This is a genomic window from Saccharothrix lopnurensis, assembly GCF_042658445.1.
Classification (GTDB): Bacteria; Actinomycetota; Actinomycetes; order Mycobacteriales; family Pseudonocardiaceae; genus Actinosynnema; species Actinosynnema lopnurensis.
Map to the genome: position 1 here is coordinate 1 of NZ_JBHSQO010000055.1, position 26337 is coordinate 26337.

The 26337-nt window shown below is 72.3% G+C and carries 24 protein-coding genes; 13 read left to right on the top strand and 11 right to left on the bottom strand.

Annotation, left to right across the window (positions count from 1 at the left end; translation table 11 throughout):
• Window positions 1-117: 117 nt before the first annotated feature.
• The 11 genes from ACFP3R_RS32830 to ACFP3R_RS32880 all read left to right on the top strand — a co-directional run bounded on the left by ACFP3R_RS32830 (window position 118) and on the right by ACFP3R_RS32880 (window position 10244).
• Entirely contained in the window at window positions 118-531 is a 414-nt protein-coding gene (locus ACFP3R_RS32830; protein ID WP_380641958.1) for a Rieske (2Fe-2S) protein, read from the top strand.
• A gap of 102 nt (window positions 532-633) precedes the next feature.
• Entirely contained in the window at window positions 634-1107 is a 474-nt protein-coding gene (locus tag ACFP3R_RS32835; RefSeq protein WP_380641961.1) for a Rieske (2Fe-2S) protein, read from the top strand.
• A 197-nt stretch (window positions 1108-1304) separates the two neighbouring features.
• A complete protein-coding gene (uvrC, locus tag ACFP3R_RS32840; protein WP_380641963.1) occupies window positions 1305-3245 on the top strand; it encodes an excinuclease ABC subunit UvrC in 1941 nt (646 codons plus the stop codon).
• Window positions 3246-3271: 26 nt separating this feature from the next.
• On the top strand, window positions 3272-4129 hold the full coding sequence (gene rapZ, locus ACFP3R_RS32845; RefSeq protein WP_380642080.1) for an RNase adapter RapZ: 858 nt from the start codon (window positions 3272-3274) through the stop codon (window positions 4127-4129).
• Window positions 4126-5157, top strand: a complete 1032-nt coding sequence (locus ACFP3R_RS32850; RefSeq protein WP_380641966.1) for a gluconeogenesis factor YvcK family protein — start codon at window positions 4126-4128, stop codon at window positions 5155-5157. Before rapZ ends, ACFP3R_RS32850 begins: the two co-directional genes overlap by 4 nt.
• Entirely contained in the window at window positions 5148-6134 is a 987-nt protein-coding gene (gene whiA / locus ACFP3R_RS32855) for a DNA-binding protein WhiA (protein ID WP_380641968.1), read from the top strand. The genes ACFP3R_RS32850 and whiA overlap by 10 nt, the downstream gene beginning before the upstream one ends.
• Window positions 6135-6528: 394 nt before the next feature.
• Window positions 6529-7533: a type I glyceraldehyde-3-phosphate dehydrogenase gene (gene gap / locus ACFP3R_RS32860; RefSeq protein ID WP_380641970.1), complete on the top strand. Its 1005-nt coding sequence runs from the start codon at window positions 6529-6531 to the stop codon at window positions 7531-7533.
• A 20-nt stretch (window positions 7534-7553) separates the two neighbouring features.
• Window positions 7554-8720: a phosphoglycerate kinase gene (locus ACFP3R_RS32865; protein WP_380641973.1), complete on the top strand. Its 1167-nt coding sequence runs from the start codon at window positions 7554-7556 to the stop codon at window positions 8718-8720.
• Window positions 8720-9508 (top strand): triose-phosphate isomerase, encoded by a 789-nt coding sequence (gene tpiA / locus ACFP3R_RS32870; protein WP_380641975.1) that lies wholly within the window; start codon window positions 8720-8722, stop codon window positions 9506-9508. The genes ACFP3R_RS32865 and tpiA overlap by 1 nt, the downstream gene beginning before the upstream one ends.
• 90 nt (window positions 9509-9598) lie before the next feature.
• On the top strand, window positions 9599-9829 hold the full coding sequence (gene secG, locus ACFP3R_RS32875) for a preprotein translocase subunit SecG (protein WP_380641978.1): 231 nt from the start codon (window positions 9599-9601) through the stop codon (window positions 9827-9829).
• A gap of 70 nt (window positions 9830-9899) precedes the next feature.
• A complete protein-coding gene (locus ACFP3R_RS32880) occupies window positions 9900-10244 on the top strand; it encodes an RNA polymerase-binding protein RbpA (RefSeq protein ID WP_380641981.1) in 345 nt (114 codons plus the stop codon).
• Window positions 10245-10446: 202 nt separating this feature from the next.
• Here ACFP3R_RS32880 and ACFP3R_RS32885 read toward each other — a convergent pair whose 3' ends face one another.
• A complete protein-coding gene (locus ACFP3R_RS32885) occupies window positions 10447-11313 on the bottom strand; it encodes a hypothetical protein (RefSeq protein WP_380641983.1) in 867 nt (288 codons plus the stop codon).
• A 236-nt stretch (window positions 11314-11549) separates the two neighbouring features.
• On the opposite strand from ACFP3R_RS32885, the gene ACFP3R_RS32890 reads away from it, so the two are divergent.
• On the top strand, window positions 11550-12269 hold the full coding sequence (locus ACFP3R_RS32890; RefSeq protein WP_380641984.1) for a hypothetical protein: 720 nt from the start codon (window positions 11550-11552) through the stop codon (window positions 12267-12269).
• Between the two features lie 201 nt (window positions 12270-12470).
• Here ACFP3R_RS32890 and ACFP3R_RS32895 read toward each other — a convergent pair whose 3' ends face one another.
• The 7 genes from ACFP3R_RS32895 to tkt form a co-directional block, all read right to left on the bottom strand.
• A complete protein-coding gene (locus ACFP3R_RS32895) occupies window positions 12471-13733 on the bottom strand; it encodes a sensor histidine kinase (protein ID WP_380641986.1) in 1263 nt (420 codons plus the stop codon).
• A 473-nt stretch (window positions 13734-14206) separates the two neighbouring features.
• Entirely contained in the window at window positions 14207-14941 is a 735-nt protein-coding gene (pgl, locus tag ACFP3R_RS32900) for a 6-phosphogluconolactonase (protein WP_380641988.1), read from the bottom strand.
• Window positions 14938-16170: a glucose-6-phosphate dehydrogenase assembly protein OpcA gene (opcA, locus tag ACFP3R_RS32905; RefSeq protein WP_380641991.1), complete on the bottom strand. Its 1233-nt coding sequence runs from the start codon at window positions 16168-16170 to the stop codon at window positions 14938-14940. The genes pgl and opcA overlap by 4 nt, the downstream gene beginning before the upstream one ends.
• Window positions 16167-17711 carry a glucose-6-phosphate dehydrogenase gene (gene zwf / locus ACFP3R_RS32910; protein ID WP_380641993.1) on the bottom strand — a complete coding sequence of 515 codons (1545 nt, stop codon included), beginning with the start codon at window positions 17709-17711 and terminating at the stop codon, window positions 16167-16169. The genes opcA and zwf overlap by 4 nt, the downstream gene beginning before the upstream one ends.
• Complete coding sequence (locus ACFP3R_RS32915; RefSeq protein WP_380641996.1) at window positions 17708-19324, bottom strand: glucose-6-phosphate isomerase; 1617 nt, start codon at window positions 19322-19324, stop codon at window positions 17708-17710. The genes zwf and ACFP3R_RS32915 overlap by 4 nt, the downstream gene beginning before the upstream one ends.
• A 14-nt stretch (window positions 19325-19338) precedes the next feature.
• Window positions 19339-20451: a transaldolase gene (gene tal / locus ACFP3R_RS32920; protein ID WP_380641999.1), complete on the bottom strand. Its 1113-nt coding sequence runs from the start codon at window positions 20449-20451 to the stop codon at window positions 19339-19341.
• A gap of 24 nt (window positions 20452-20475) precedes the next feature.
• Window positions 20476-22593 (bottom strand): transketolase, encoded by a 2118-nt coding sequence (tkt, locus tag ACFP3R_RS32925; RefSeq protein WP_380642001.1) that lies wholly within the window; start codon window positions 22591-22593, stop codon window positions 20476-20478.
• Window positions 22594-22830: 237 nt separating this feature from the next.
• Here tkt and ACFP3R_RS32930 point away from each other — a divergent pair, with 237 nt between their 5' ends.
• The gene (locus tag ACFP3R_RS32930; protein WP_380642004.1) at window positions 22831-23754 is read left to right on the top strand and encodes a heme o synthase; all 924 of its coding nucleotides are present in this window, start codon (window positions 22831-22833) and stop codon (window positions 23752-23754) included.
• Window positions 23755-23845: 91 nt separating this feature from the next.
• Here ACFP3R_RS32930 and ACFP3R_RS32935 read toward each other — a convergent pair whose 3' ends face one another.
• The 3 genes from ACFP3R_RS32935 to ACFP3R_RS32945 all read right to left on the bottom strand — a co-directional run bounded on the left by ACFP3R_RS32935 (window position 23846) and on the right by ACFP3R_RS32945 (window position 26243).
• On the bottom strand, window positions 23846-24502 hold the full coding sequence (locus ACFP3R_RS32935) for an HD domain-containing protein (protein WP_380642082.1): 657 nt from the start codon (window positions 24500-24502) through the stop codon (window positions 23846-23848).
• Between the two features lie 79 nt (window positions 24503-24581).
• Window positions 24582-25229, bottom strand: a complete 648-nt coding sequence (locus ACFP3R_RS32940) for a hypothetical protein (protein WP_380642006.1) — start codon at window positions 25227-25229, stop codon at window positions 24582-24584.
• 6 nt (window positions 25230-25235) lie between these two features.
• Complete coding sequence (locus ACFP3R_RS32945) at window positions 25236-26243, bottom strand: hypothetical protein (RefSeq protein ID WP_380642009.1); 1008 nt, start codon at window positions 26241-26243, stop codon at window positions 25236-25238.
• Window positions 26244-26337: the final 94 nt, after the last annotated feature.

Below are 26337 nucleotides of genomic sequence, written 5' to 3' on the forward strand. Positions count from 1 at the left end.
GGGCCCCGGACCTCCGCACCGCGCGGACGGTCCGGGGCGCCGGCCGCCCCCGCCTTCGGCCCCCTGCTCCACCCGGCCGTCCGCGCTGCTCCGTTCGTCACCGGTCAAAATGTGCACGTGGATCGACGAACGCTGCTGTGCGGCCTGCTCGCCCTGACCGCCGGCGGCGGCGGCCTGACCGCGTGCGGCGCGGGCCCGCCCGCCCGCCGCCCCGGCGTCGGCTCGGCCCGCCCCGGTGACCGCGTCGCCGGCCTCGCCGACGACCCGGTCGGCTCCGGCGCGCTGGTCGACGTGGCGGGCGACGGGCAGTTGCTGCTGGTCAGGCCGTCCGACGAGGTGGTCCGCGCGTTCAACCCGGCCTGCCCGCACCAGGGCACCGCGGTCAACCCGCCCGCCGCCGGGGTGATCACCTGCCCGACCCACGCCAGCACGTTCGACCCGGTTTCCGGCGCGGTGCTGACGGGCCCGTCGCCGCGCGGCCTGGCCGAGGTGCCGGTCTCGGTGGCCGGTCCGGACGTGGTGCTCTCCTGAGGGGCGTCCCACCTCGCGGGATCCGTTGAACCCGGCTTCACGTGGTGTCGTATTGCGTGTGTACCGAACGACCACCTCCCACCACGTAGCAAAGGACCGGTTTTGAGTTCAACGGAGAAAGCAGGACTGTCCCGTCGCTCGGCGCTGTGCGGCCTCCTCGTCGCGCTCGCGGTGCCCGGTGGGCTCGCGGCGTGCGGCGGCGGCGAGCCGACCCCGACCGGTGGCGCCGGCGCCACCGACACCCCGACCGCCGGCAGCACCGGCAACGGCACGACGGGCGCCGCGGTGATCGCCGCGCTGGCCGACGTGCCCGACGGCGGCGGCCTGGTGGCGGGCAACCCGGCCACCAGCAAGCCGCTGGTGCTGGTCCGCACCGGCGAGACCGTCAAGGCGTACGACGCGACGTGCCCCCACCAGGGCGTGGCCGTCGCCCCGCCGGAGAACGGCACCATCACCTGCCCGGCCCACGGCAGCCAGTTCAGCGCCGCGGACGGCTCGCTGGCCAAGGGCCCGGCCACCAGGGGCCTCACCGAGGTCGCGGTCAGGGTGGAGGGGGACCAGGTCTTCCTGGCCTGACCCGCGCGTGCCGGACGCCCGGACCCGCGACCGTCGACCCAGGACCCGCGACCGTCGACCCGCGACCCAGGACCCGCGACCCGCGACCGCCGCCACCGGCCGCGGGTCCGGGACCGCGGGTCCGGGTGCGGTCGCACACCGGACCGGGTGAACCGACCACGCGATCGTTTGTCGGTGCCCGCACGTAGGCTTGTCGCGTGGCCGACCCGTCGACCTATCGCCCCGCGACAGGCACCATCCCCGAAGCCCCCGGCGTGTACAAGTTCCGCGACGCCGGCGGCCGGGTGGTCTACGTCGGCAAGGCCAAGAACCTGCGCTCCCGCCTCAACTCCTACTTCGCCGACCTCACGGGCCTGCACCCGCGCACCAGGCAGATGGTCACCACCGCGGCGAGCGTCGAGTGGACCGTGGTCACCACCGAGGTCGAGGCGCTCCAGCTGGAGTACAACTGGATCAAGGAGTTCGACCCCCGCTTCAACGTCCGCTACCGCGACGACAAGAGCTACCCGGTCCTGGCCGTGACGCTGCACGAGGAGTTCCCCCGCCTGCACGTCTACCGCGGCCCGCGCCGCAAGGGCGTCCGCTACTTCGGCCCCTACGCCCACGCCTGGGCCATCCGAGAGACCCTGGACCTGCTGCTGCGCGTCTTCCCCGCCCGCACCTGCTCCGCCGGCGTGTTCAAGCGCCACGGCCAGATCGGCCGCCCGTGCCTGCTCGGCTACATCGACAAGTGCTCCGCGCCCTGCGTGGGCCGCGTCACCGCCGACCAGCACCGCGACATCGTCGAGGACTTCTGCGACTTCCTGGCCGGCCGCACCGACTCGCTGGTCCGCCGGCTCGAACGGGAGATGACGGCCGCCGCCGAGGAGCTGGAGTTCGAGAAGGCCGCCCGCCTGCGCGACGACCAGGCCGCCCTCAAGCGGGCCCTGGAGAAGCAGGCCGTGGTCCTCGGCGACGGCACCGACGCCGACGTGGTCGCCTTCGCCCAGGACGACCTGGAGGTCTCCGTGCAGGTGTTCCACGTGCGCGCCGGGCGCGTGCGCGGACAGCGCGGCTGGGTCGTCGACAAGGTGGACGAGGTCGGCGTGCCCGAGCTGGTCGACCAGTTCGTCACCCAGTTCTACGGCGAGCAGGCCGACTCCGCGCGGGCCGGCGGCGTCGAGGCGGCGCCCGTGCCGCGCGAGGTGCTGGTGCCCGAGCTGCCCGACGACGCGCCCGCCGTGGAGAGGTGGCTGTCCGACCTGCGCGGCGGCCGGGTGGTGCTGCGCGTCCCGCAGCGCGGCGACAAGCGCGCCCTCATGGAGACCGTCGGGCGCAACGCCGAGGAGGCGTTCCAGCAGCACAAGCTGCGCCGCGCCGGCGACCTCACCGCCCGCTCGGCCGCCCTCCAGGAGCTCCAGGAGGCGCTGGGCCTGGACTCGGCGCCGCTGCGCATCGAGTGCACCGACATCAGCCACGTGCAGGGCACCGACGTGGTGGCCTCGCTCGTGGTCTTCGAGGACGGCCTGGCGCGCAAGTCCGAGTACCGCCGCTTCGCCGTCCGCGAGGCCGCCGAGCAGGGCGACGTCGCCTCCATCGCCGAGGTCGTGCGCCGCCGCTTCCAGGCTTACCTGAGGGAGACCGCCGACGCCGGCCCGAACCCCGGCATCGACCCCGAGACCGGCCGGCCGCGCAGGTTCGCCTACGCGCCGAACCTGCTGGTCGTCGACGGTGGCGCGCCGCAGGCGCAGGCGGCCTCCGACGTGCTGGCCGAGCTGGGCATCACCGACGTGGCGGTGGTCGGCCTGGCCAAGCGGCTGGAGGAGGTGTGGGTGCCCGGCGAGCCGGACCCGGTCATCCTGCCCCGCACCAGCGAGGCCCTCTACCTGCTGCAACGCGTGCGCGACGAGGCACACCGGTTCGCCGTCGCCTACCACCGGCAGAAGCGGTCCAAGCGCATGACCACCTCGGCGCTGGACGACGTGCCGGGCCTGGGGCAGACGCGCAGGGCCGCACTGCTCAAGCACTTCGGCTCACTGAAGAGACTGCGTGAGGCGAGCATCGAGGAGATCAGCGTGGTGCCCGGCGTGGGCCGGCGCACCGCGGAGGCCGTGCACGCGACGTTGAGCGCGGTCGGTATCGAAGGGGAAACGAAGTGAGCGCACCGGCCGGCGAGAAGTCCGGCATCGAAGTCGCGGTGGTGACCGGCCTGTCCGGCGCGGGCCGCAGCACCGCCGCCAAGTGCCTGGAAGACCTCGGGTGGTTCGTGGTGGACAACCTGCCGCCCGAGCTGATCGCGACCATGGTGGAGCTGGGCGCGCAGGCCAGGGGCGCCATCACCAGGGTCGCGGTCGTCATGGACGTGCGCAGCCGCGCGTTCACCGACGACCTGGCGGCGATCATCAAGGACCTCGACACCCGCGGCTACAAGCCGAAGGTGCTGTTCCTGGAGGCCACCGACGCCGTGCTGATCCGCCGGTTCGAGTCGGTCCGCCGCGGCCACCCCCTCCAGGGTGACGGGCGCCTCGCGGACGGCATCGAGGCCGAGCGGGTCCTGCTCACGCCGCTGCGCGAGGAGGCCGACCTGGTGCTGGACACCTCCGGCCTGTCCGTGCACCAGCTGCGCAACAAGATCGAGGACACCTTCGGCTCCGAGGCGGCGACCCGCACGCGCGTCACCGTGCTGTCGTTCGGCTACAAGTACGGCCTGCCGATGGACTCCGACCTGGTGATGGACGTGCGGTTCCTGCCGAACCCGTTCTGGATCCCCGAGCTGCGCGAGCAGACCGGCCTGGACGGCGACGTGCGCAACTACGTGCTCACCCAGGAGGGCGCGGAGGAGTTCCTCGACCGCTACCACGAGCTGCTGCGGCTCATCGGCGCCGGCTACCGGCGCGAGGGCAAGCGGTACCTGACGCTCGCGGTGGGCTGCACCGGCGGCAAGCACCGCAGCGTGGCCATCTCCGAGGAGCTGGCCGCCCGGCTGGCCAGCGAGGACGGCATGGCGGTCAAGGTCGTGCACCGGGACCTGGGACGCGAGTGAGCTGGACAGCTGTGGCGTTGGGCGGCGGGCGCGGCCTGCACGTCACGCTGACCGCGCTGCGCCGGGTGACCGACGACGTGACGGCCGTGGTCACGGTCGCCGACGACGGCGGCTCCTCGGGGCGCCTGCGCCGTGAGCTGGGCCTGCTGCCGCCCGGCGACCTGCGCAAGGCGATGGTGGCGCTGGCGGGCGAGGACCCCGCCAGCGCGATGTGGGCGACGCTGTTCCAGCACCGCTTCGGCGGCACGGGCGCGCTGGCCGGGCACGCGGTGGGCAACCTGGTGCTGGCCGGGCTGCTGGAGCAGCTGGGCGACCCGGTGGCGGTGCTGGCGGAGGCCGCCCGGCTGCTCGGCGTGCGCGGGCGCGTGCTGCCCATGTGCACCGAGCCGCTGGAGATCGAGGCCGACGTGTCCGGGCTGGACGACGACGCCGACGTGGAGCGCCGCATCCGCGGCCAGGTCGCGATCGCCACCACCCCCGGCCGGGTGCGGCGCATCCGGCTGCACGGCCCCGGCGGGCCCGGCGAGGCGCCGCGCGGCTGCCCGGAGGCCGTCGAGGCGGTGCTGAGGGCGGACGTGGTGCTGCTCGGGCCGGGGTCCTGGTTCACCAGCGTGCTGCCGCACCTGCTGGTGCCCGAGCTGCACGACGCGTTGACGCGCACCGCCGCGAAGAAGGTCGTGGTGCTCAACCTCGTCCCCCAACCGGGCGAAACCGCCGGCTTCTCCCCGGAGCTGCACCTCGACGTGCTGTGCGAGCACGCGCCGCGGCTGCGCGTGGACGCGGTGATCGCGGACGTCGGCGCGGTGCCCGTCCCGGACCGCCTGCGGCGCGCCGCCGCAGCTCTGGGGGCCGAGGCGCACCTCGTGCCGGTCGCCGTGGCCGGTGCGCCGGACCGGCACGACCCGGCCGCGCTGGCCCTGGGGATTCGTCGGGCGTTGGCCGGCCCCGCTGACGGGACCGGCGGGGCGTCGAGTACAACCCTGCTGGACGAAGGCACGACCAGGGGAGGCGAGGCACCGTGGCGATGACGTCTGCGGTCAAGGACGAGCTGAGCAGGCTGGCCGTCTCCAAGACCTGCTGCCGCCGCGCGGAGGTCGCGTCCCTGCTGCGGTTCGCGGGCGGCCTGCACATCGTCGGCGGGCGGGTGGTCGTGGAGGCGGAGCTGGACCTGGGCTCGACGGCCCGGCGGCTGCGCCGCGAGATCCACGAGCTCTACGGGCACCAGTCCGACGTGTTCACCATCACCTCCAGCGGCCTGCGCAAGGGCACCCGGTTCGTGGTGCGCGTGGTCAAGGACGGCGAGGGCCTGGCCCGCCAGACCGGGCTGCTGGACCCGCGCGGCCGCCCGGTGCGCGGCCTGCCCGCGCCGGTGGTGTCCGGCGGGGTGTGCGACGCGGAGGCGGCCTGGCGCGGCGCGTTCCTGGCGCACGGCTCGCTGACCGAGCCCGGCCGGTCGTCGTCGATGGAGATCACCTGCCCGGGGCCGGAAGCGGCGTTGGCGCTGGTCGGGGCGGCGCGGCGGATGGGCATCGCCGCGAAGTCGCGGGAGGTGCGCGGCGCGGAGCGGGTGGTGATCCGGGACGGCGACGCGATCGGCGCGATGCTGACCAGGCTCGGCGCGCACGACAGCGTGCTGGCCTGGGAGGAGCGGCGGATGCGCCGCGAGGTGCGGGCCACGGCCAACCGCCTGGCGAACTTCGACGACGCCAACCTGCGGCGCTCGGCGCGGGCCGCGGTGGCGGCGGCGGCGCGTGTGCAGCGGGCGCTGGAGATCCTCGGCGCCGAGGCGCCGGACCACCTGGCCGCGGCGGGCGCGCTGCGCCTGGCGCACCGGCAGGCGTCGCTGGAGGAGCTGGGCCAGCTGTCGGAGCCGCAGATGACCAAGGACGCGGTGGCCGGCCGCATCCGGCGCCTGCTGGCCATGGCCGACAAGCGCGCCAAGGAGATGGGCATGCCCGACACGGAGTCCGCCGTGACCGCGGAAATGCTGGAGGCCGAGGTCTGACCCGCCCCCTCGCGCGAGTCGTACGCCCAACCCGCGCGAGTCGTACGCCCAGACCCCCCGAGTTACACGTTCAGACCCCGCGAGTCGAACGTTCAGGACCATCGTGTCGAACGTTCAGGACCCCCGAGTTCCACATTCGGGGCGGCATCGGGCGGCGCGGTGGGCGGCGCTGCGGTCGCGTCAGGGCCCGGAGATCGCCGGAACGCCCGGCCGCTTTGTTACTTGACGGTAACAATGCCGTCAAGCTGGATTTTCTTGTTCGATAAAGAGATCCTGGTGGTGCGGGTGACCAGGGCCTCGGCGCGGAGGCTAGGCTGACCGACGGCTGCCTGGTCAGCCCATGACTGCACGCCTCTGGTGTTCGTTCCGCCAGTCGAGATCGAGGAGACTCACCGTGACGGTTCGCGTAGGTGTCAATGGTTTCGGCCGCATCGGCCGCAACTTCTGGCGCGCCGTTCAGGCCAGCGGGCACGACATCGAGATCGTCGCCTTCAACGACCTCGGTGACGTCAAGACGATGGCACACCTGCTCAAGTACGACTCCATCCTCGGCCGCCTGGACGGCGAGGTGACCGTGACCGACGAGGGCATCTCGGTCGACGGCAAGGTCATCAAGGCCCTGGCCGAGCGCGACCCGGGCAAGCTGCCCTGGAAGGACCTCGGCGTCGACGTCGTGGTCGAGTCCACCGGCTTCTTCACCGACGCCACCGTGGCCCGCAAGCACGTCGACGAGGGCGGCGCGAAGAAGGTCATCATCTCGGCCCCGGCCAAGAACGAGGACCTCACCGTCGTCCTGGGCGCCAACGAGGGCCAGTACGACGGCTCGCAGACCGTCATCTCGAACGCCTCGTGCACCACGAACTGCCTGGCCCCGCTGGCCAAGGTGCTGCACGACTCGTTCACCATCGAGCGTGGCCTGATGACCACCATCCACGCCTACACGCAGGACCAGAACCTCCAGGACGCGCCGCACAAGGACCTGCGCCGCGCCCGCGCCGCCGCGCTGAACATCGTGCCCACCAGCACCGGCGCCGCCAAGGCCATCGGCCTGGTGCTGCCCGAGCTGAACGGCAAGCTCGACGGCTACGCGCTGCGCGTGCCCGTGCCCACCGGCTCGGCCACCGACCTGACCGTCACCGTGGGTCGCGACGTCACCCTGGACGAGGTCAACGCCGCCTACCAGGCCGCCGCCGAGGGCCCGCTGAAGGGCTACCTGCGCTACAGCACCGACCCGATCGTGTCGTCGGACATCGTCACCGACCCGGCGTCCTGCATCTACGACGCGCCGCTGACCAAGGTCAACGGCAACCAGGTCAAGGTCGTCGGCTGGTACGACAACGAGTGGGGCTACTCCAACCGCCTCGTCGACCTGGTCAACCTCGTCGCCGGCAAGCTCTGAAGCGGTACGGGACGCTCGCTGTGAAGACTCTCGAAGACCTGCTCAGCGAGGGTGTGTCGGGTCGGCGCGTGCTCGTGCGCGCCGACCTGAACGTCCCCCTCGACGGCGACCGGATCACCGACGACGGCCGCGTCCGCGCGTCGGTCCCGACGATCAAGGCGCTCGTGGGCGCGGGCGCCCGCGTCCTGGTCGCCGCCCACCTCGGCCGCCCCAAGGGCGAGCCGGACTCCAGGTTCTCCCTCGCGCCCGTCGCCGCGCGGCTCGGTGAGCTGCTCGGCCAGGACGTCGTGATCGGCACCGGCACCGCCGACGCCGACGGCACCGTGGTGCTGCTGGAGAACATCCGCTTCGACCCGCGCGAGACCAGCAAGGACGACGCCGAGCGCGCCGCCCTCGCCCGCGAGCTCGCCGCCAAGGCCGACGCGTTCGTCTCCGACGGCTTCGGCGTCGTGCACCGCAAGCAGGCGTCGGTCTACGACGTGGCCCGGGAGCTGCCCCACTACGCGGGCGGCCTCGTGCTGGCCGAGGTCGAAGTGCTGCACCAGCTCACCGAGGACCTCAAGCGGCCCTACGTCGTCGTGCTCGGCGGCGCGAAGGTCTCCGACAAGCTCGGCGTCATCAAGAACCTGCTGGGCAAGGTCGACCGGCTCCTCGTCGGCGGCGGCATGGCCTACACCTTCCTCAAGGCCCAGGGCCACGAGGTCGGCCGGTCGCTGCTCCAGGAGGACCAGCTCGACCAGGTCCGCGGCTTCCTCGCCGAGGCCGAGGAGCGCGGCGTGGAGCTCGTGCTCCCCGTCGACGTGCTCGCGGCCACCGGGTTCGCCGCCGACGCGCCCTACGAGGTCGTGCGCACCGACGCCATCCCCGCCGACCGCGAGGGCCTGGACATCGGCCCCGAGACGCGGGAGCTGTTCGCGGGCAAGCTCGCCGACGCGCGGACCGTCTTCTGGAACGGCCCGATGGGCGTGTTCGAGTTCGAGGCGTTCTCCGGCGGCACGCGGGCCGTCGCCGAGGCGCTCGTCAAGAGCGACGCCTTCACCGTGGTCGGCGGCGGCGACTCCGCCGCGGCCGTGCGCGCCCTCGGCCTGCCCGAGGACGGCTTCTCGCACATCTCCACCGGTGGTGGCGCATCCCTGGAGTTCCTCGAAGGCAAGGAACTCCCCGGCGTGAAGGTCCTGGAGGACTGATGGCCGCGCGCCAGCCCCTCATCGCGGGCAACTGGAAGATGAACCTCAACCACCTCGAAGCCATCGCCCTGGTGCAGAAGATCGCCTTCTCCCTGCCGGAGAAGTACTTCGCCAAGGTCGAGGTCGCGGTGCTGCCGCCGTTCGTCGACATCCGGTCCATCCAGACCCTCGTCGACGGCGACAAGCTGCTGCTCAAGTACGGCGCGCAGGACCTGTCGCCGCACGACTCCGGCGCCTACACCGGCGACGTGTCCGGCGTGATGCTCGCCAAGCTCGGCTGCTCCTACGTCACCGTGGGCCACTCCGAGCGGCGCGAGTACCACCAGGAGGACGACGCCCTGGTCAACAAGAAGGTCAAGGCCGCGCTCAAGCACGGCATCACCCCGATCTTCTGCCTGGGCGAGCAGGTCGACGTCCGCGAGGCGGGCGACCACGTGCCGTTCTGCACGAACCAGCTGGTCGAGGGCCTCAAGGGGCTCTCCGCCGAGCAGGTCCGGAACGTCGTGATCGCCTACGAGCCCGTGTGGGCCATCGGCACCGGCAAGGTCGCCTCGGCGGCCGACGCCCAGGAGGTCTGCGCCGCCCTGCGCGTCAAGCTCGCCGAGCTGCACGGCGAGGACGTCGCTTCGGCCGTTCGGGTGCTTTACGGCGGTTCCGTCAAGTCCGGCAGCATCGCCGAGCTGGTCGCCCAGAAGGACGTCGACGGCGCCCTCGTGGGCGGTGCGAGCCTGAACGCGGACGAGTTCGCCAAGCTGTGTGCCCTCGCGGCGGGTGGCCCACTACCCTGATCTGGTTGACACGCACTCCCCCGGCAGTGGTCCACGGTCGGCAGTCGACCGGGTACTCTGTGGCGTCACCTGCCTGACAGCGAGGAAGAAATGATCCTGTTCCTGCAGATCCTGTTGATCGTCTCGAGCTTGCTGCTCATCCTGCTGGTGCTGCTGCACCGCGGGCGTGGCGGCGGTCTGTCCTCGCTGTTCGGCGGCGGTATGCAGTCGAGCCTGTCCGGTTCCAGCGTGGTGGAGAAGAACCTCGACCGGCTGACGCTGTTCGTCGGCGCGGTCTGGGTCATCGCCATCGTGGGCACCGGACTGCTCATGAAGCTCTGACCGAGCTCTCCTCGGTCCGAGCTTTCGGTCCGGCAGACAGGGAAACCACGTGGTGGGGGTGTGAGGGTCGATGGCTGGTGGTAACGCGATTCGCGGTACCCGCGTCGGCGCAGGCCCGATGGGCGAATCGGAACGCGGCGAGTCCGCGCCCCGACGTCGGGTGTCGTACTGGTGCGCGAACGGGCACGAGTCCCGGCCGTCGTTCGCGGTCGAGGCGGATGTCCCGGAGAACTGGGACTGCCCCCGGTGCGGTCTTCCGGCGGGGCGCGACGAGCAGGCACCCCCTGCTCCGCCGCGCAACGAGCCGTACAAGACGCACCTGGCGTACGTGAAGGAGCGCCGCTCCGACGCGGACGGCGAGGCGATCCTCGAAGAGGCGCTCATGAAGCTGCGCAAGCAGCGCGAAGAGCCCTAGTTCGGAGCGGGACCGGGCGGTTTCGGCCTCCGGTCGCGTTCGACGGGCACGACAGCGGCCCCCGTGGTTCCCCACGGGGGCCGTTGCTGTGCTTCCGCGATTTGTGAGCTTCGCTCGTGTGTGGTGCCGTTCCGTGGTTCGGGTTCGCGGGTTCGCGGGTTCGGGTCGGCCGGTTCAGGTTCGCCGGTTCGGGTTCGCCGGTTCAGGTTCGCTTGGCGAACAGGCCGGCGAACAGGCGGCGGATCACCAGGACGCCCAGCAGCAGGATGAGGACCAGGGCCACGAGGGTGGGCGTGGTGCCGCTGGTGGAGCTGGTCAGGGCCACCTCGACGCTGCCGACCAGCACCAGGCCGCAGTCGGCGCGGACGACGTGACGACCCGGGTGGATCGTCCGGAACTCGACCAGGGTGCTGAAGGTGCCCGACGGGTCGGCCCGCGTCGTGCCGATGTCCTCGCCCTGGGAGGTCAGCCTCACCTCGGAGTCGGGGGCGCAGCCGGTGCCCGTGGCGGTCAGGGGATCGCCCGGCTGGATGTTGTCCTTGTCCAGGGTCAGGACGCCGTCGCCGACGCCCTCGTCCTCCAGCGGGATCGGGGTGCCGATGGACATTGTCGTGGTGGTGGTCGTGGTGGTGGTGATCGTCGTTGTCGTGGTGGTTTCAGTGGTGGTCGACTCCGACGCGCGGGTCGTGCTCGTGACGGGCGGGGGAGTGGACGTCGCGGTGACCGCGGGCGCCGTCGTGGTGGTCTGGACCGCCGTCACGGTGAAGGCGTCCGTGGGGCTGCCGGTGGCCGCGCAGACGGGCCGGGCCGTGACGGCGTGGCCGCCCGGGGTCGCTCCCGACGGGACGGTCGCGGTGCCGGAACCCCGGCCCCGGTCCCCGTGCCACCCGGTGCCGACGACCTGGCCGGTGTCCCAGACGAGCTGCACCGTGCGGTTGGAGCAGCGCGGGTCCAGGTAGAGGTCGGCCCAGCTCACGGTGAACGTGCTGCCCGCCGGGCCCGAGTCGGGGGACGCGGTGGCGGTGGGGCGCGGTTGGGCGGATACCGGTGTCGCTACGAGCACGACCACGCCGTAGGCCAGGGTGCCGAGTAGAGCTAGTGTTCCTGCCGATCGCATGACGACCTTCCCCACTCCCGAGGTGCCCTGTGAGACGCATTATGAGCAGCCTCGTCCTACTGCTCCTGTGCGGGACCTCCTTCGCGGTCGGCCCGGCCTTCGCGGTCGGTGAGGCCCGTGCGGTTGCCCCGGCCCGTGTCGTTGCCCCGGCCCACGCGGCCGGCGAGGCGATCACCGTTGACGCCACAGTGGACGGAACACCGGTCGGCGAGGAACGGTTGGTGCTGGACCCGGCGGCCTCCCCCCGGATCGAGGTGACCGTCCACAATGGAACGGACGTCGTCCGGCACGTCAAGTCGGTCCGCCTGTCCGGCGCGGTGCTGGCGCTGACGTTCTTCTCCTACGACACGACCGTGCCGTTCGAGGTGCCGGGTCGGCAGAGCGTGACGCGGGCGTTCGCGCTGGACGTGAGCCAGCTGGGCGGTCAGGCGACCGGGCTGCTGCCGACCACGCTGGAGGTGCTGGACGCCAACCGCGACGTCATCGGGTCCGCGCGGGCCGTGGGTGATGTGCGCGGGTCGATGTGGTCGGTGTACGGGCTGTTCGGCTTGGCGATGGCGGTGTTGACCGTGCTCGCGTGGACGGGGGTCCTGCTGGCGCTGGCGCGGCGGCGGCTGCCGGCCGGCCGGTGGGGGCGGGCGGCTCGGTTCCTGCCGGCGGGGGTGGGGTCGGGGCTGGTGGCGGTGATCGCGTTGTCGGTGCTGCGGGTGGTGGTGCCTTCGCCGGGGGTGGGGGTCGGCCTCGTGCTGGGGACGGCCGGGGTGGTGTTCGCGCTGGGGTGCCTGACGCGGCACCCCGATGCCGACGACCTGCCGCCGGAGCCGGCGGGCGGCTCGCCCGACCTGCCCCCGGCGGATCCCGAGGCGACCCAGCGCATCCCGCGTCCGCTGCCGGGCCGGGTGGCTTGACGGGGCCGAGGGCGGGACTGGGGGCAGGTCCTGGTTCGGTTCCGGAGGGGTCGGCTCGTGGCTTGGTGCGGTGCCGAGTGGATGGTCTGCCTGCGGTGGGGACTGGGTTCCTGAGGCAGGGGGTGTGGTCGGGTTTCCTCATGTTCCAACCGACGACGGTAACGGTGTTTCCGTACATCGGTCACCCGATCGTATGACGGGTCAGGTGTCCAGGGACCTCGTCACCGGGAACGTTACCCGGACCAGGTAGCCGCCGTCTTCTGTGGGGGCTGCGGCGAAGTCGCCGTTGAGCAGGGCGGCTCTTTCGCGCAGGCCCATGAGGCCGTGGCCGCCGCCGGGGAGGGTGCCGGTTTCCTGTCGGTGGTGGGGTGGGTCGTTGCGGATCTCCGCCCGGAGCTCGTCCCGGTCCACGACGACCAGTACGCCGGTCGGGGCGCCGGCTGCGTGCTTGCGGACGTTCGTCAGCGCCTCCTGCACCGTGCGGTACACGGCGCCGGACACCGGGGCCGGCAGCGACGCGACCTCTCCGTGGACCGCGAGACTGATCGGGAAGCCCGCGGTGGCCACCAGTTGCGGCAGGTCCTCGACCCTCGGTTGGGGCGAGTCGTTGCCGTTCGTGGTTCGCAGGACGCTCACCAGTTGGCGCAGTTCGTCCAGGGTTCTGGTGCTCAGCGTGCGGATCGTGCCCGCCACCCGCCGCGCGTTCGGGTCCTCCGCCGCCATGCGCAGGGCGCCCGCCTGCATCGCGATCAGGCTCACCTGGTGCGACACCACGTCGTGCATCTCGCGCGCCAGCCGGGCCCGCTCGTCGGCCCGCACGGCGTGCGCGTGCAGCATCCGCTCTCGCTCCCGGCTGACGGCCAGTTCGGCGATGCGCGCCGACAGCTCCTCGCGCGCGTGGGCGAGGAGACCGATCGCGATCGGCATCCCGGCCACCAGGCAGCCGTAGATGGCGTTGTGGACGTGGGTCTTCCAGTCCAGCTCCACGAACTCGGACGGCGGCCACGTGAAGAACCGGCTGAACCACACCAGACCGGCGCCGATGAACGTCTGCGTCGACAGCAGCCTGCGCCGCGCCAACGTGCCGAGCGCGATCATCGCCGCCAGCTGCGCCCACCCGGCCAGGAACCCCGGCGCGGTGACCAGCACCACCAGGAACGGGAACCGCCGGCGCAGCGCCACCGCCACGACCGCCACGGCCGACAGCACGTAGTTGTACGTCTCGGCCTCGGGCACCACCCGCAGCCACACGTCGAGCGCCGCGATCGCTACGGCGGCCACGTCGAACGCCCACTGCCGGTAGCGCTCGACCCACCCCCGGGCAGCACTCGACACCCGATCGGTCGGAACGCCGTTGACCCGACCGCCCGGCGGCCTCTCCACCGCGTTGCCGGCCAGGGTCGGACCTCCCGAGTCAGCTATCCGCCGGTCCTCACCGTACTGCGCCGCCATCACGCTTGGCATGACCCGCCCTCCGCCTCCGACCCCGCTCGCTGCCCCCGCTCACCTGTCGAGACAGCCTGATCACCCGAAAGGGACGCTCGGGCGACCAACAAATTGCGAGCGCGAACGTCCGACATGCGGACAGGGGAGGGGGTGGCCAAGGCGATGACAGGAGACGGCGGAAGGTCCCGGTGGAGGTTCCGGAGGTTCCGGTAGAGGTTCTGGTGAGAAGTCCCGATGGGAGAAGTCCCGATGGGAGGAGGGCAGGGCGAGGAGGGCAGGGCGAGGAGGGCAGGGCGAGGAGGGCAGGGCGAGGAGGGCAGGGCGAGGAGGGCAGGACCGGGGCACGATGCGGGGAGAGGCAGCGCGAGGAGGGCACAGCGCAGGAGGTGTACCGGCCGGCCGCGTGGTCCCACGCGAGGAGGGTCGGCCTGCGGAACGGCCGTCCCGAGAGCGAGAAACGCCGACGGGACGGCCGTTCCGGACAGCGGGTGCTAGCGCGGCGGCAACTTCGACGCGGCGGCGGTGTCCAGCAGCCACAGGGTGCGCTCGGTGCCGACCGCGCCCGCGGCGGGCAGGTCAACCTCGCCGGCCCCACCGAGGGCGGAGGCCACGGCCCCGGCCTTCGCCGCACCGGTCGTCATCAGCCACACCTCGCGCGACGCCCGGATCGCGGGCAGGCTCAGGCTCACCCGGGTCGGCGGCGGCTTGGGGCAGTTCCGCACCGCGACGACCGCGCGGTCCCGCTCGTGCACCGCGGGGGAGTCCGGGAACACCGACGCCACGTGCCCCTCCTCGCCCACGCCGAGCAGGCACACGTCGAACGCGAAGCCCTCGCCCAGCAGCTCCGCGTACGCCGCGGCGGCGGCGTCCGGGTCGTCGCCGAACCGGCCGTCGGAAGCCTCCACCACGTGGACGTGCTCGGCGGGCACGGGCACGTGGTCGAGCAGCGCCTCGCGCGCCTGCGTCTCGTTGCGCTGGGGGTCGCCGGACGGGAGGAACCGCTCGTCACCCCAGTACAGCTCCACCCGCGACCAGTCCACCGCGTCCCGCGCGGGGATGTCGCGCAACTGCTCCAGCACGGCGGTGCCGGTGCGCCCACCGGTCAGCACCAGGTGCGCCTCCCCCCGCGCGGCCTGGGCGTCCACCAGCGCGGTCACCAGGCGGGCGGCCGTGGCGGCGGCCAGGAGGTCGCCGCCGCGGTGCACCACGATCCGCGGGTCGCTCACGAACCCGCCTTCGCCTTGCCGGTGGCCTTCGCCGACTTGGCCTTGGCCGGGGCCTTGGCGTCCGACGCCGTCCGGGACTTCGCCGCGGCCTTGGCCGCGGGCTTCGCGCCCGACGCCTTCGCGGCCACCGACTTGGCGGCCGGGGCCTTGGCATCCGCGGCCTTGGTGGCAGCCGGAGCGGCAGCCGGGGCCGCGGTGTCCGCCGACCCGCCCTCCCCGGCCTTCGCCTCGACGGGCTTGAGGTCCGCCGACACCTTCGCCGGCGCCGGCTTGCGCCCACCCGCCGCGACGGCGGCCTTCGGCGCGGTCCGCCCCCGCACCACCTTGCCCAGCGCCCTCAGCGCCGTGTCGTACACCTCGTCCGGGTCGAGCCGCCGCAGCTCCTCGGCCAGGCAGTCCCGCACGACGCGCCGCTGGAGCGCCACCCGGCGCTCCGGCTGACCCGGCTGGTTCAGCGCGCCGACCTTGCCGTCCGGCCGCGACAGCTCCACCACACCGGACCGGCGCACCAGCCGCACGTCCACGATGCCCTCGCCGCGGGCCGCCTTCGACCGCTTCACCGGCACCTTCAGGTACGCGGCGAGCCACGCGGCCAGCAGGTCGGTCGACGGCGAGTCGCTCTCCCCGCTCACCTCGGCCTCGACGACCTTCTCGTACGGCGGCAGGTCGAACGCCGACGCGAGCATCGCCCGCCACAGCGTCAGCCGCGTCCACGCCAGGTCCGTGTCGCCCGGCGTGTACGAGGCGCGCCGCTGCTCCAGCGCCCTGATCGGGTTCTTCTCGGCCGCCGCGTCGGTGATGCGGCGCTGCGCGAGCTGACCGATCGGGTCCTCCGCCGGCACGGCGGGCGCCTCGTTCGGCCACCACGCCACCACCGGGGTGTCCGGCAGCAGCAGCGGCACCACGCAGGAGGCGCCCTCGTTGGCCAGCTCCCCGTACAGGCGCAGCACGATCACCTCGGACGCGCCCGCGTCGCCGCCGACCCGGATCTGCGCGTCCAGCCTCGGCGCGGCCTTGCGGGCGCCGCGGGCCACCACGATCACCCGGCAGGGGTGCTCGCGGCTGGCGTCGTTGGCCGCCTCGACGGCCTCCTCGGTCTTCGCGCCGTCGTCGGTGACGATCACCAGGGTGAGCACCCGGCCGAGGGTGACCGCGCCACCCTCCTCCCGGATCTGCACCAGCTTGCTGTTGACCTGCGACGTGGTCGTCGAGGGCAGGTCGATGATCACGGACGCCTCCAGTGCCTGCCGGTCCGGGCCAGCATCCTGTTCGCGGACGCCGGGCCCCAGGTGCCGGCCTTGTACTTCTCCGGCTCGCCGTGCGTGGCCCAGTGCCCGAGCACCGGGTCCAGGATCTCCCACGACAGCTCGACCTCGTCGTTCTTCGGGAACAGCGACGGCTCGCCCAGCAGCACGTCCAGCAGCAGCCGCTCGTACGCCTCCGGGGAGGACTCGGTGAACGCGTGGCCGTAGCCGAAGTCCATCGTGACGTCCCGGACCTCCATGGAGTTGCCCGGCACCTTCGAGCCGAACCTCATGGTCACGCCCTCGTCCGGCTGCACCCGCACGACCAGGGCGTTCTGCCCCAGCTCCTCGGTCGCGGTGTCGTCGAACGGCAGGTGCGGCGCCCGCTTGAACACCACGGCCACCTCGGTGACCCGGCGGCCCAGGCGTTTGCCGGTGCGCAGGTAGAACGGCACGCCCGCCCAGCGGCGGGTGTTCACCTCGCAGGTGATCGCCGCGTAGGTCTCGGTGATCGAGTCCTTCGCGAAGCCGCCCTCCTCCAGCAGGCCGGGCACCTTCTGCCCGCCCTGCCAGCCGCCGGTGTACTGGCCGCGGGCGCTGGTCTCGTCGAACGGCCCGGTCGCCCGGGTCGCCGACAGCACCTTGACCTTCTCCGCGCGCAGGTCGCTGGGCCGGAACGAGACCGGCTCCTCCATCGCGGTCAGCGCGAGCAGCTGGAGCAGGTGGTTCTGGATCACGTCCCGCGCCGCGCCGATGCCGTCGTAGTAGCCCGCGCGACCGCCCAGGCCGATGTCCTCGGCCATGGTGATCTGCACGTGGTCGACGTAGTTGGCGTTCCAGATGGGCTCGTAGAGCTGGTTGGCGAAGCGCAGCGCCAGGATGTTCTGCACCGTCTCCTTGCCGAGGTAGTGGTCGATGCGGAACACCGACTCCTCGGGGAAGACGTCGTTGACGGTCTTGTTCAGCTGCTTGGCGCTGCTCAGGTCGTGGCCGAACGGCTTCTCGATGACCACCCGGCGCCACTGGCCGGGGTTGTCGGTCGGCGGCGTGGCCAGGCCCGCGCGCTTGAGCTGGTTGACGACCGTGGTGAACGCGCTGGGCGGCACCGACAGGTAGAACGCGTGGTTGCCGCCCGTGCCGCGGTCGCGGTCCAGGTCGGCCAGCGTGGTGGCCAGCGTGTCGAACGCGCTGTCGTCGTCGAAGGTGCCCTGGACGAACCGGACGCCCTCGGCGAGCTGGTCCCAGACCTCCTGCCGGAACGGCGTGCGGGCGTGCTCCTTGACCGCGGAGTGCACGACCTGCATGAAGTCCTGGTCGGCCCAGTCGCGGCGGGCGAAACCGACGAGCGCGAAGCCCGGCGGCAGCAGGCCGCGGTTGGCCAGGTCGTAGATGGCGGGCATGAGCTTCTTGCGCGACAGGTCACCCGTCACGCCGAAGATCACCAGACCGGAGGGCCCGGCGATGCGCGGGAGCCGCTTGTCCCTCGGGTCCCGCAGCGGGTTGCGCTTGGCGGCGGGCGCTGTCACGAACCATCCTCCTGGATTGCCTCGACGAGCTGTGCCAGCCCGGCGACGCGGTCGGTCAGGTGCAGCCGCAGCACCGGTCGCCCGTGCTCGGCCAGCACCTGGCCGTCGCCCAGCGCCTGCGCCAGTTGCAGCGTGCTCAGGTCGTAGGGGCGGCCCGGCACGTCCAGCGACACCTCCGAGGCCCCGGTGAGCTGGAGGAAGACGCTGTTCTGGTGGCCGCCCTTGTGGTACTGGCCGGTGGAGTGCAGGAACCGCGGTCCCCAGCCGAAGGTGGTCTGGAGGTGTGAACGCCGCGCCAACTCCGGGCGGACGAGGGCGAACGAGGCGTCGTCGATCCGGTCCAGGTACGCCTGCACCGACAGGTAGCCGTGCTCCGGGGCGGCCGCGACGAGCGCCTTGACCGCCTCGGCGACGGTCTTGACGTCCGGCGACAGCCAGCCCTCGCTCGGGTGGACCTCGACCGGGCCGTCGGTGAACGCGGGCGACACCGAGGACGCCGCGGGGGAGTCCAGCAGCGACCGGGCCGCCTTCTTCGCCGCCTCCACGTCCGGCTGGTCGAACGGGTTGATCTCCAGCACGCGGCCCACCAGCGCGGTCGCGTACTCCCACACCAGGAACTGCGCGCCGAGCGCGCCCTCCACGGCGAGGGTGGACGAGCCGGTGGCCGGGCCGATCGCGACGGTGGTGGCGTCCGAGCGCGCGTCCGGGAAACCGGGCGCGCCGGGGCCCTCCACGACCACCGGCAGCAGGCCGGTGCCGTTCTTGCCGGTCGACTCGGCGATCAGCTGCTCGGCCCAGTCGCCGAAGCCGGAGATGCCCGAGCCGGTGTCGGCGAACACGATCTTCTCCGCGCCGTGCGCGTGCGCGACCGCGAAGGTCGCGGCCAGCACCACCGCCGGGTTGTCCGCCGAGTCCGCCGAGACCAGCGGGGCGACCGCGGCCGCCTCGTCGAGCAGGGCGCCGACGTCCGCGCCGGCCAGGCCCGAGGGGACCAGGCCGAACGCGGTCAGCGCCGAGTAGCGGCCGCCCACGTTCGGGTCGGCCAGGAACACCCTGCGGTAGCCGGCCTCCCGGGACGCCGCCTCCAGCGGCGAGCCCGGGTCGGTCACCACGACGATCCGCGAGGCGGCGTCGACGCCCGCGGCGGTGAACGCCGCCTCGAAGATCCGCCGGTGGCTGTCGGTCTCGACGGTGCCGCCCGACTTCGACGACACCACCAGGACGGTCCGCTCCAGGTCGCCCGCGAGCGCGTCGGCGACCTGGCCCGGGTCGGTGGTGTCGAGCACGACCAGCGGCACGCCCGCCGTGCCGGTGATCACCTCGGGGGCCAGCGAGGAGCCGCCCATGCCGGCGAGGACCACGCGGTCCACGCCCTCCGCGAGCAGCTCCTCGCGCAGCGCGGTGATCTCGGCCACCAGCGGGCGCGACGTCTCGTGCAGCGTCGTCCACGACAGGCGGATCGACGCCTCGGGCTCCGCCTCGGGACCCCACAGCGTGGCGTCCCCGGCGGTGAGCCTGCTCGGCGCCGAGTCCCGGACCAGGTCACCGATGACGGTGTCGACCTGGTCCTGGTTCGGTGTGCGGACGATCTCCACGGAGATCACCTCGGTCATGATTGTCCTCGTCCTCAGCCCTTGGCCTGGTCCAGCTGTCCGGTCACCGTCTCCAGCAGCTCGGCCCACGACTTCTCGAACTTGTCGACGCCCTCGGTCTCCAGCGTGACGAACACGTCGTCGAGGTCGATGCCGACCTCGACGAGCCCGTCGAAGACCTCCTGCGCCTGGGCGGCCCGCCCGGACACGGTGTCGCCCACGATCTTGCCGTGATCGGCGACCGCGTGCAGGGTCTTCTCGGGCATCGTGTTGACCGTGTCGGCCACGACCAGCTGGTCGACGTAGCGCGTGTCGGAGTAGGCCGGGTCCTTGACGCCGGTGGAGGCCCACAGCGGGCGCTGCGCGCGGGCGCCCTCGGCGGCCAGCGCCTCCCACCGGGCGCCCTGGAACGTCTCCTGGTACGCCGCGTGGGCCAGCACGGCGTTGGCGATGGCGGCCTTGCCGCGCAGCTCCTCCGCCCGCGGGTCGTCCAGCGCGTCCAGCCGCTTGTCGATCTCGGCGTCCACCCGGGACACGAAGAACGACGCCACGGAGTGGATGGTGCGCAGGTCGTGGCCGTTGGCCTTGGCCTGCTCCAGGCCCGCGACGAACGCCTCCATCACGCGGCGGTAGCGCTCGACGGAGAAGATCAGCGTCACGTTGACGCTGACGCCCTCGGCCAGGGTCCGGGTGATCGCGGGCAGGCCCTCGACCGAGGCCGGGATCTTGACCATCAGGTTCGGCCGGTCGACGGTCTTCCACAGGTCGAGCGCCTCGGCCGCGGTGCGCTCGGTGTCCTTGGCCAGGCGCGGGTCGACCTCGATCGACACCCGGCCGTCGACGCCGTCGGTGGCGTTGTAGGTGTCGCGGAACAGGTCGCACGCGTTGCGCACGTCGGTCGTGGTCACCTCGCGCACGGCGGCGTCGGTGTCCGCGCCGCGCGCGGCCAGCTCGCGGACCTGCGCGTCGTAGGCCGAGCCCTTCGACAGGGCGGCGGCGAAGATGGTCGGGTTCGTGGTCACGCCGACCACGTGGTGCTCGGCGATCAGGCTCGCCAGGTTGCCCGTGTCGAGGCGTTCCCGGGACAGGTCGTCCAGCCAGATCGACACGCCCGCCGCGCTGAGGTCGGCCAGTGGGTTGCTGCTCACGTCGTCATCTCCCTGGAAGAGGTCTTAGCGGGTCCGGGCCAGCGACCGCCGCGCCGCGGCGACGACGTTCTCGGTGGTGAAGCCGAACTCGCGGAACAGGGTCTGGTAGTCCGCGGAGGCGCCGAAGTGCTCGATGGAGACGATCTCGCCCGCGTCGCCGGCGAACCGGTGCCACGGCTGGGCGATGCCCGCCTCCACCACCACGCGCGCCTTGACCGAGGACGGCAGCACGCCCTCCCGGTACCCCTCGTCCTGGGTGTCGAACCACTCGACGCACGGCATGGACACCACGCGGGTGGCGATGCCCTCGGACTCGAACACCTTCCGGGCCTCGACCGCGATCTGGAGCTCGGAGCCGGTGGCGACGAGGATCAGCTCCGGCTCGCCCTCGCCCTCCAGCACGTAGCCGCCGCGCGCCACGCCGTCGGGGGCCTTCTCCTTGGTGCCCACCAGCACCGGCAGGTTCTGCCGGGTCAGCGCCAGGCCCACCGGGCCGTTGCGGCGCTCCACGGTGACCTTCCAGGCCGCGGCGGTCTCGTTGGCGTCACCGGGGCGCACCACGTTCAGGCCCGGGATGGCGCGCAGCGCGGCCAGGTGCTCGATGGGCTGGTGCGTGGGGCCGTCCTCGCCCAGGCCGATGGAGTCGTGCGTCCACACGTAGATGGCGGGCGACTTCATCAGCGCGGCCAGCCGGACCGCCGGGCGCATGTAGTCGCTGAAGACCAGGAACGTGCCGCCGTACGGGCGGGTCGGGCCGTGCAGCGCGATGCCGTTGAGGATGGAGCCCATGGCGTGCTCGCGGACGCCGAAGTGCAGCGTGCGGCCGTAGCGGTCGGCGTTCCACATCTTGGTGGAGATCGACTCCGGGCCGAACGAGTCGGCGCCCTTCATCGTGGTGTTGTTCGACTCCGCCAGGTCGGCCGAGCCGCCCCACAGCTCCGGCAGCACGTCGCGCAGCGCGCCGAGCACCTCGCCGGACGCCTTGCGGGTGGCCACGCCCTTGGGGTCCGGGTCCCACGACGGCAGGGCGTCGGTCCAGCCCTCGGGCCGCTCGTCGGCCAGCAGCCGGTCCAGCAGCGCCTTGCGCTCCGGGTTCGCCTCGACCCACGCGTCGAACGACCGCTGCCACTCGGCGCGGGCCTGCTCGCCGCGCTTGACCACGGCGCGGGTGTGCTCCAGCACCTCGGGCGCGACCTCGAAGGTCTGCTCCGGGTCGAAGCCCAGGATGCGCTTGACCTCGGCCACCTCGTCGGCGCCCAGCGCCGCGCCGTGGGCCGCGCCGGTGTTCTGCTTGGTCGGCGCCGGGAAGCCGATGATCGTGCGCAGCAGGATGAACGACGGCCGGTCGACCTCGTCCTTGGCGTTCCGCAGCGCCTCCAGGATGCCGGTGACGTTCTCGCCGCCCTCGACGACCTGGACGTGCCAGCCGTACGCCTCGTAGCGCTTCGCGGTGTCCTCGGACAGCGCGATGGTGGTGTCGTCCTCGATGGAGATCTTGTTGTCGTCGTAGATCACCGTGAGGTTACCCAGCTGCTGGGTGCCGGCCAGCGAGGACGCCTCGCTGGTCACGCCCTCCTCGATGTCGCCGTCGGAGGCGATCACGAAGATGTGGTGGTCGAACGGGCTCTCGCCGACCGGGGAGTCCGGGTCGAACAGCCCGCGCTCGCGGCGCGCGGCCATCGCCATGCCGACCGCCGAGGCCAGGCCCTGGCCCAGCGGGCCGGTGGTGATCTCCACGCCGGGGGTGTGGCGGTGCTCGGGGTGGCCCGGGGTGTTCGAGCCCCAGGTGCGCAGCGCCTTCAGGTCGTCGAGCTCCAGGCCGTAGCCGTTGAGGAACAGTTGCACGTAGAGGGTGAGGCTGGAGTGGCCCGCGCTGAGCACGAAGCGGTCCCGGCCCAACCAGTCGCCGTCCGCGGGGTCGTGCCGCATGACCCGCTGGAACAGCGAGTAGGCCAGCGGCGCCAGGCTCATCGCGGTGCCGGGGTGGCCGTTGCCCACCTTCTGCACCGCGTCCGCGGCCAGCACGCGGGCGGTGTCCACGGCGCGCTTGTCGAGGTCGGTCCAGTCCTCGGGCAGGTGGGCTTCGGTCAACCGGGCAATGTCATCGGTGACGGACACTGACTTCCAGCTCCAAACTCGCATAGGCGGTTACGGGTGACGGCTGGCGGTGAACTCAATCGTTTCCGTCAGGTCCGATCCGCGGTTACCAAGGTCCGCCGGCCAGCCTAGTCCGGCCAGAGGACGCGCGTGCCGTCACACGCTCTGTGGGTGTACGCACAGGCGTAGTTCGTGCGATCAGGGACTACCCGAACGGGCCGGTGGGGGAACCCCTGGTTACGATCTGCTCATCCCCTTGACCCCGACGAGGAGCGCCCTGCGATGAGTGCCGTCACCGAGGCCCCGGCGCGGTCGCCCCGACAGGTCGTCGGGGCGTACGTGGCGCTGACCAAGCCGCGGGTGATCGAACTGCTGCTGATCACCACGATCCCGGCGATGCTGCTGGCCCAGCGCGGCCTGCCGCCGCTGTGGCTGATCGCGTGCACCCTGGCGGGCGGCACCCTGGCGGCGGGCTCGGCGAACGCGCTGAACTGCTACGTCGACGCCGACATCGACTCGGTGATGAAGCGCACCGGCGCCCGGCCGCTGGCCCGCAACACCATCCCGCCGCGCAACGCGCTGGTGTTCGGCGTGGTGCTCGGGGTGGTCTCGTTCGGCTTCCTGTGGCTGACCACGAACCTCATGTCGGCCGCGTTCGCGGTGGCCACGATCCTGTTCTACATCTTCGTCTACACCCTGGTGCTCAAGCGCCGGACCTCGCAGAACATCATCTGGGGCGGCATGGCCGGCTGCATGCCGGTGATCATCGGCTGGTCCGCGGTGACCGGCGCGGTGGCGTGGCCCGCCCTGGTGATGTTCGGCGTGATCTTCTTCTGGACGCCGCCGCACACGTGGGCGCTCGCGATGAAGTTCAAGGAGGACTACGCGCGGGCCGGCGTGCCGATGCTGCCCGTGGTGGCCACCGCGCAGCAGGTCACCAGGCAGATCGTCATCTACTCCTGGGTCACCGTGGTGTGCACGCTGCTGCTGGCGCCGGTCACCTCGTGGGTCTACGTCGCGGTGGCCGCCGTGTCGGGCGTGTGGTTCGTGGTGTTCGCGCACCGGCTGCACGGGGTCGTGCGGCGCGGCGGCTCGACGAACACCATGGGGTTCTTCCACCTGTCGAACCTGTACCTGATGCTGGTGTTCTGCGGCCTCGCCGTGGACGCGGTGATCGGCCTGCCGGTGCTCGGCCTGCCCTTCTGACCGGGGCCCGACCGCGGTCGGGTCGAGGAGCTCCCGGACGGGCCGCCACACCTCCAGGTGATCTGGTGGGGCGGCCCGTCACCGGGTGTGGTCAGGACACCGCCGAGAGCAGCTCGGTGACGCTCGGGTCGTCCAGCGACTCGACGATGCACGACCACAGCTCCAGGTTGGCCGTGGCCCACCGGGAGTAGGTGGCCGCGGCCTCCGGGTCGTAGAAGTAGTAGCCCTCGTCGTGCTTGTCCCGCTGCTCGCCGACGATCTTGTGCGCCAGCTCCCGCAGGGTGATGCCGTTCTCCTCCAGGTAGCGCGGCGCGAGCACCACCGGCGTCACCGGCAGCGCCTTGAACAGGGTGTCCGCGTCGGACAGGGCCTGCGCCTCGGGGGAGATGTTGCGGTCCCGGGTGCGCATCTCGGCCTCCTCGACCACCCGGTCCACTCGCCGCGCGAGGTGGTCGGGCACCCCCGCGCGCTCCAGGATGTCCAGCCGCAGCCGGCGCCCGTCCACGGGCAGCGAGTTGCGCCGGACCATGTAGTTGACGTCGTGCACCAGGGCCGCCACCTCGACCAGCGGCGCGTCCGCGCCGTTGCGCCGGGCGAAGTGGACCGCCTTGTCGCGCACGAAGCTGACGTGGTGCCAGCCGTGGAACTGGAGCTTCGGCGCGAGGTCGCGGCACAGCCGCCACACCTCGCGCTCCACCTCCGAGATCGCCTCCGCCGTGACGGTGCTCGTGACGGCGCTCGTGACCATGTTCGTGACAGTGCTCATCGGGACCCCTCCCGTGCCGGGTGGGCCGATGGTAGAGGCGGGCGACGACCGCCCGCGGCCGTTACATGCTGTTCGTGAGGTCCTCCAACCTGGCCTCGACGGGCACGTGGCGGTGACTCGTGCGGGTGTTCGGGTCGAAGCTGAGGCTCCACGGGCGGACCGCGCGGGACTTGACCAGGAACGTCATGGTGTCGTCCGCGGCCTCGGGGATGCGGTGGAACTCGTGGGCCAGCATCGTGCCGGAGTGGCCCTCGGCCGCCGCGGACCGGCGCAGCAGCGTGGTCGACAGGATCGCCCCGCCGCCGTCGGCCAGGTCCACGCTGAACCGCTCGTGCAGGTAGGAGCCCTGCAACAGGACCGTGCAGAAGTGGTAGCGGTGGTTGTGCACCGAATCGGCGTAGCCCTGCCGCCAGTCCCGCTGCGGCTTGTACTCGTGCAGCCAGAACGTGAACGGCTCGGCCGCCTCGTCGCGCAGGCACCACGCGAAGTGCGTCGTCGTCTCGCGCGACTTCGCGGCCACGCGCGCCTGCTCCCGCGGGGAGAGGGTGCGCAGGTGCCCGCGCAGCCTCACCCGCAGGTCGGGTCGACCGATCCAGTCCCGGAACCCCCGTTCGACGTGGCTCCAGTGGTCGGCGACAGGGGGGTCGGCCACGGAGAGGAGGGCGGCGAGCTCCGCGACGGCGGAGGTCCCGGCGAACTCGGTCAGCACGGTTTATCAGCTCCCCAACTGGGCGAAGGCGGCGAATTCTTTGCGGAACCGGTGGAACTTCCCCTCCAGCGCCCGGAACCCGTCCTCGTCGAGCGAGTTCCCGGTGATCTTCTCGAAGAGAGCGAGGAAGTCCGCCCGGGTGGTGCCCGGCGTGATGACGATGTGGAGCCCCGCCTTGGAATTGCTGATGCGGAGGAACTCGGCGCGTTCCATGCCGTAGATGAACGAGCCCTCGGTGAACCGCAGGGTGCGCGGGTACGGGCGCACCACCCCCGCGCTGGTGTTGCTGTAGAGGGTCAGCCACACGCTGTCGTCGAACAGCTCCATCCGGTCCAGCGGCGGGTCCGACACGATGGTCAGGTCGATGCGCGAGCCGCGGCCGCGGGCCAGGAACAGGCCCACCAGACCGACGTGGATCTGCTCGCGCAGCCGCGCCACGATCGTGTCGTAGTCGCCGTCCGCGCCCTCGTGCCGCAGCAGGTAGCGGGCGCGCCCGCTGATCGCGTCCTCGTCCCTGGGGTCGGCCAGCACCGCCCTGAGCTCGCACTCCGACTGGGACAGCAGCAGCCGGCAGGCCGCGTAGCGGCCCGCGAAGCCGCGGAACGCGTACAGCCGCGTCCGCTCCAGGTCCTGCATCATCACCTGGTTGAACGCCGGGTCGGGCTTGGCGGTGGGCTCGAACACGTGGCTGGGGAAGAACTCGCGGTCGAGCGCCCGGTACTCGGCGGTCAGCTCGTGCAGCGCCTTGCGGCTCTCCTCGACCACCGGTTCCACCAGCGACCGGCGCGCGGCCGTGCTGGTGATCAGGGTCTGCCAGAAGCCGACCACCGCCGAGATCAGGATGCTGGTGCCCGCGGTGGTGAGGAAGGCGCGCAGACCGCTCGGCGGCATCGGGCTCGAAATGGCCAGGCAGGCCCCGGAGACCACGACGAGTGTCAGCAGCAGCAGGCCCGTCCGGGTCCAGAACAATTCCTGCAACAGATTGCTGCGGACGCCCTTCGGCTCCGCGCGCACGGGGTCACCTCCTTGGAATCGCCACTCGAACGGTCGAATGCTCTCGGTATCCGATCAAGTGCGCGCAGTAACTGTACGCGCGAGTACGCAACGG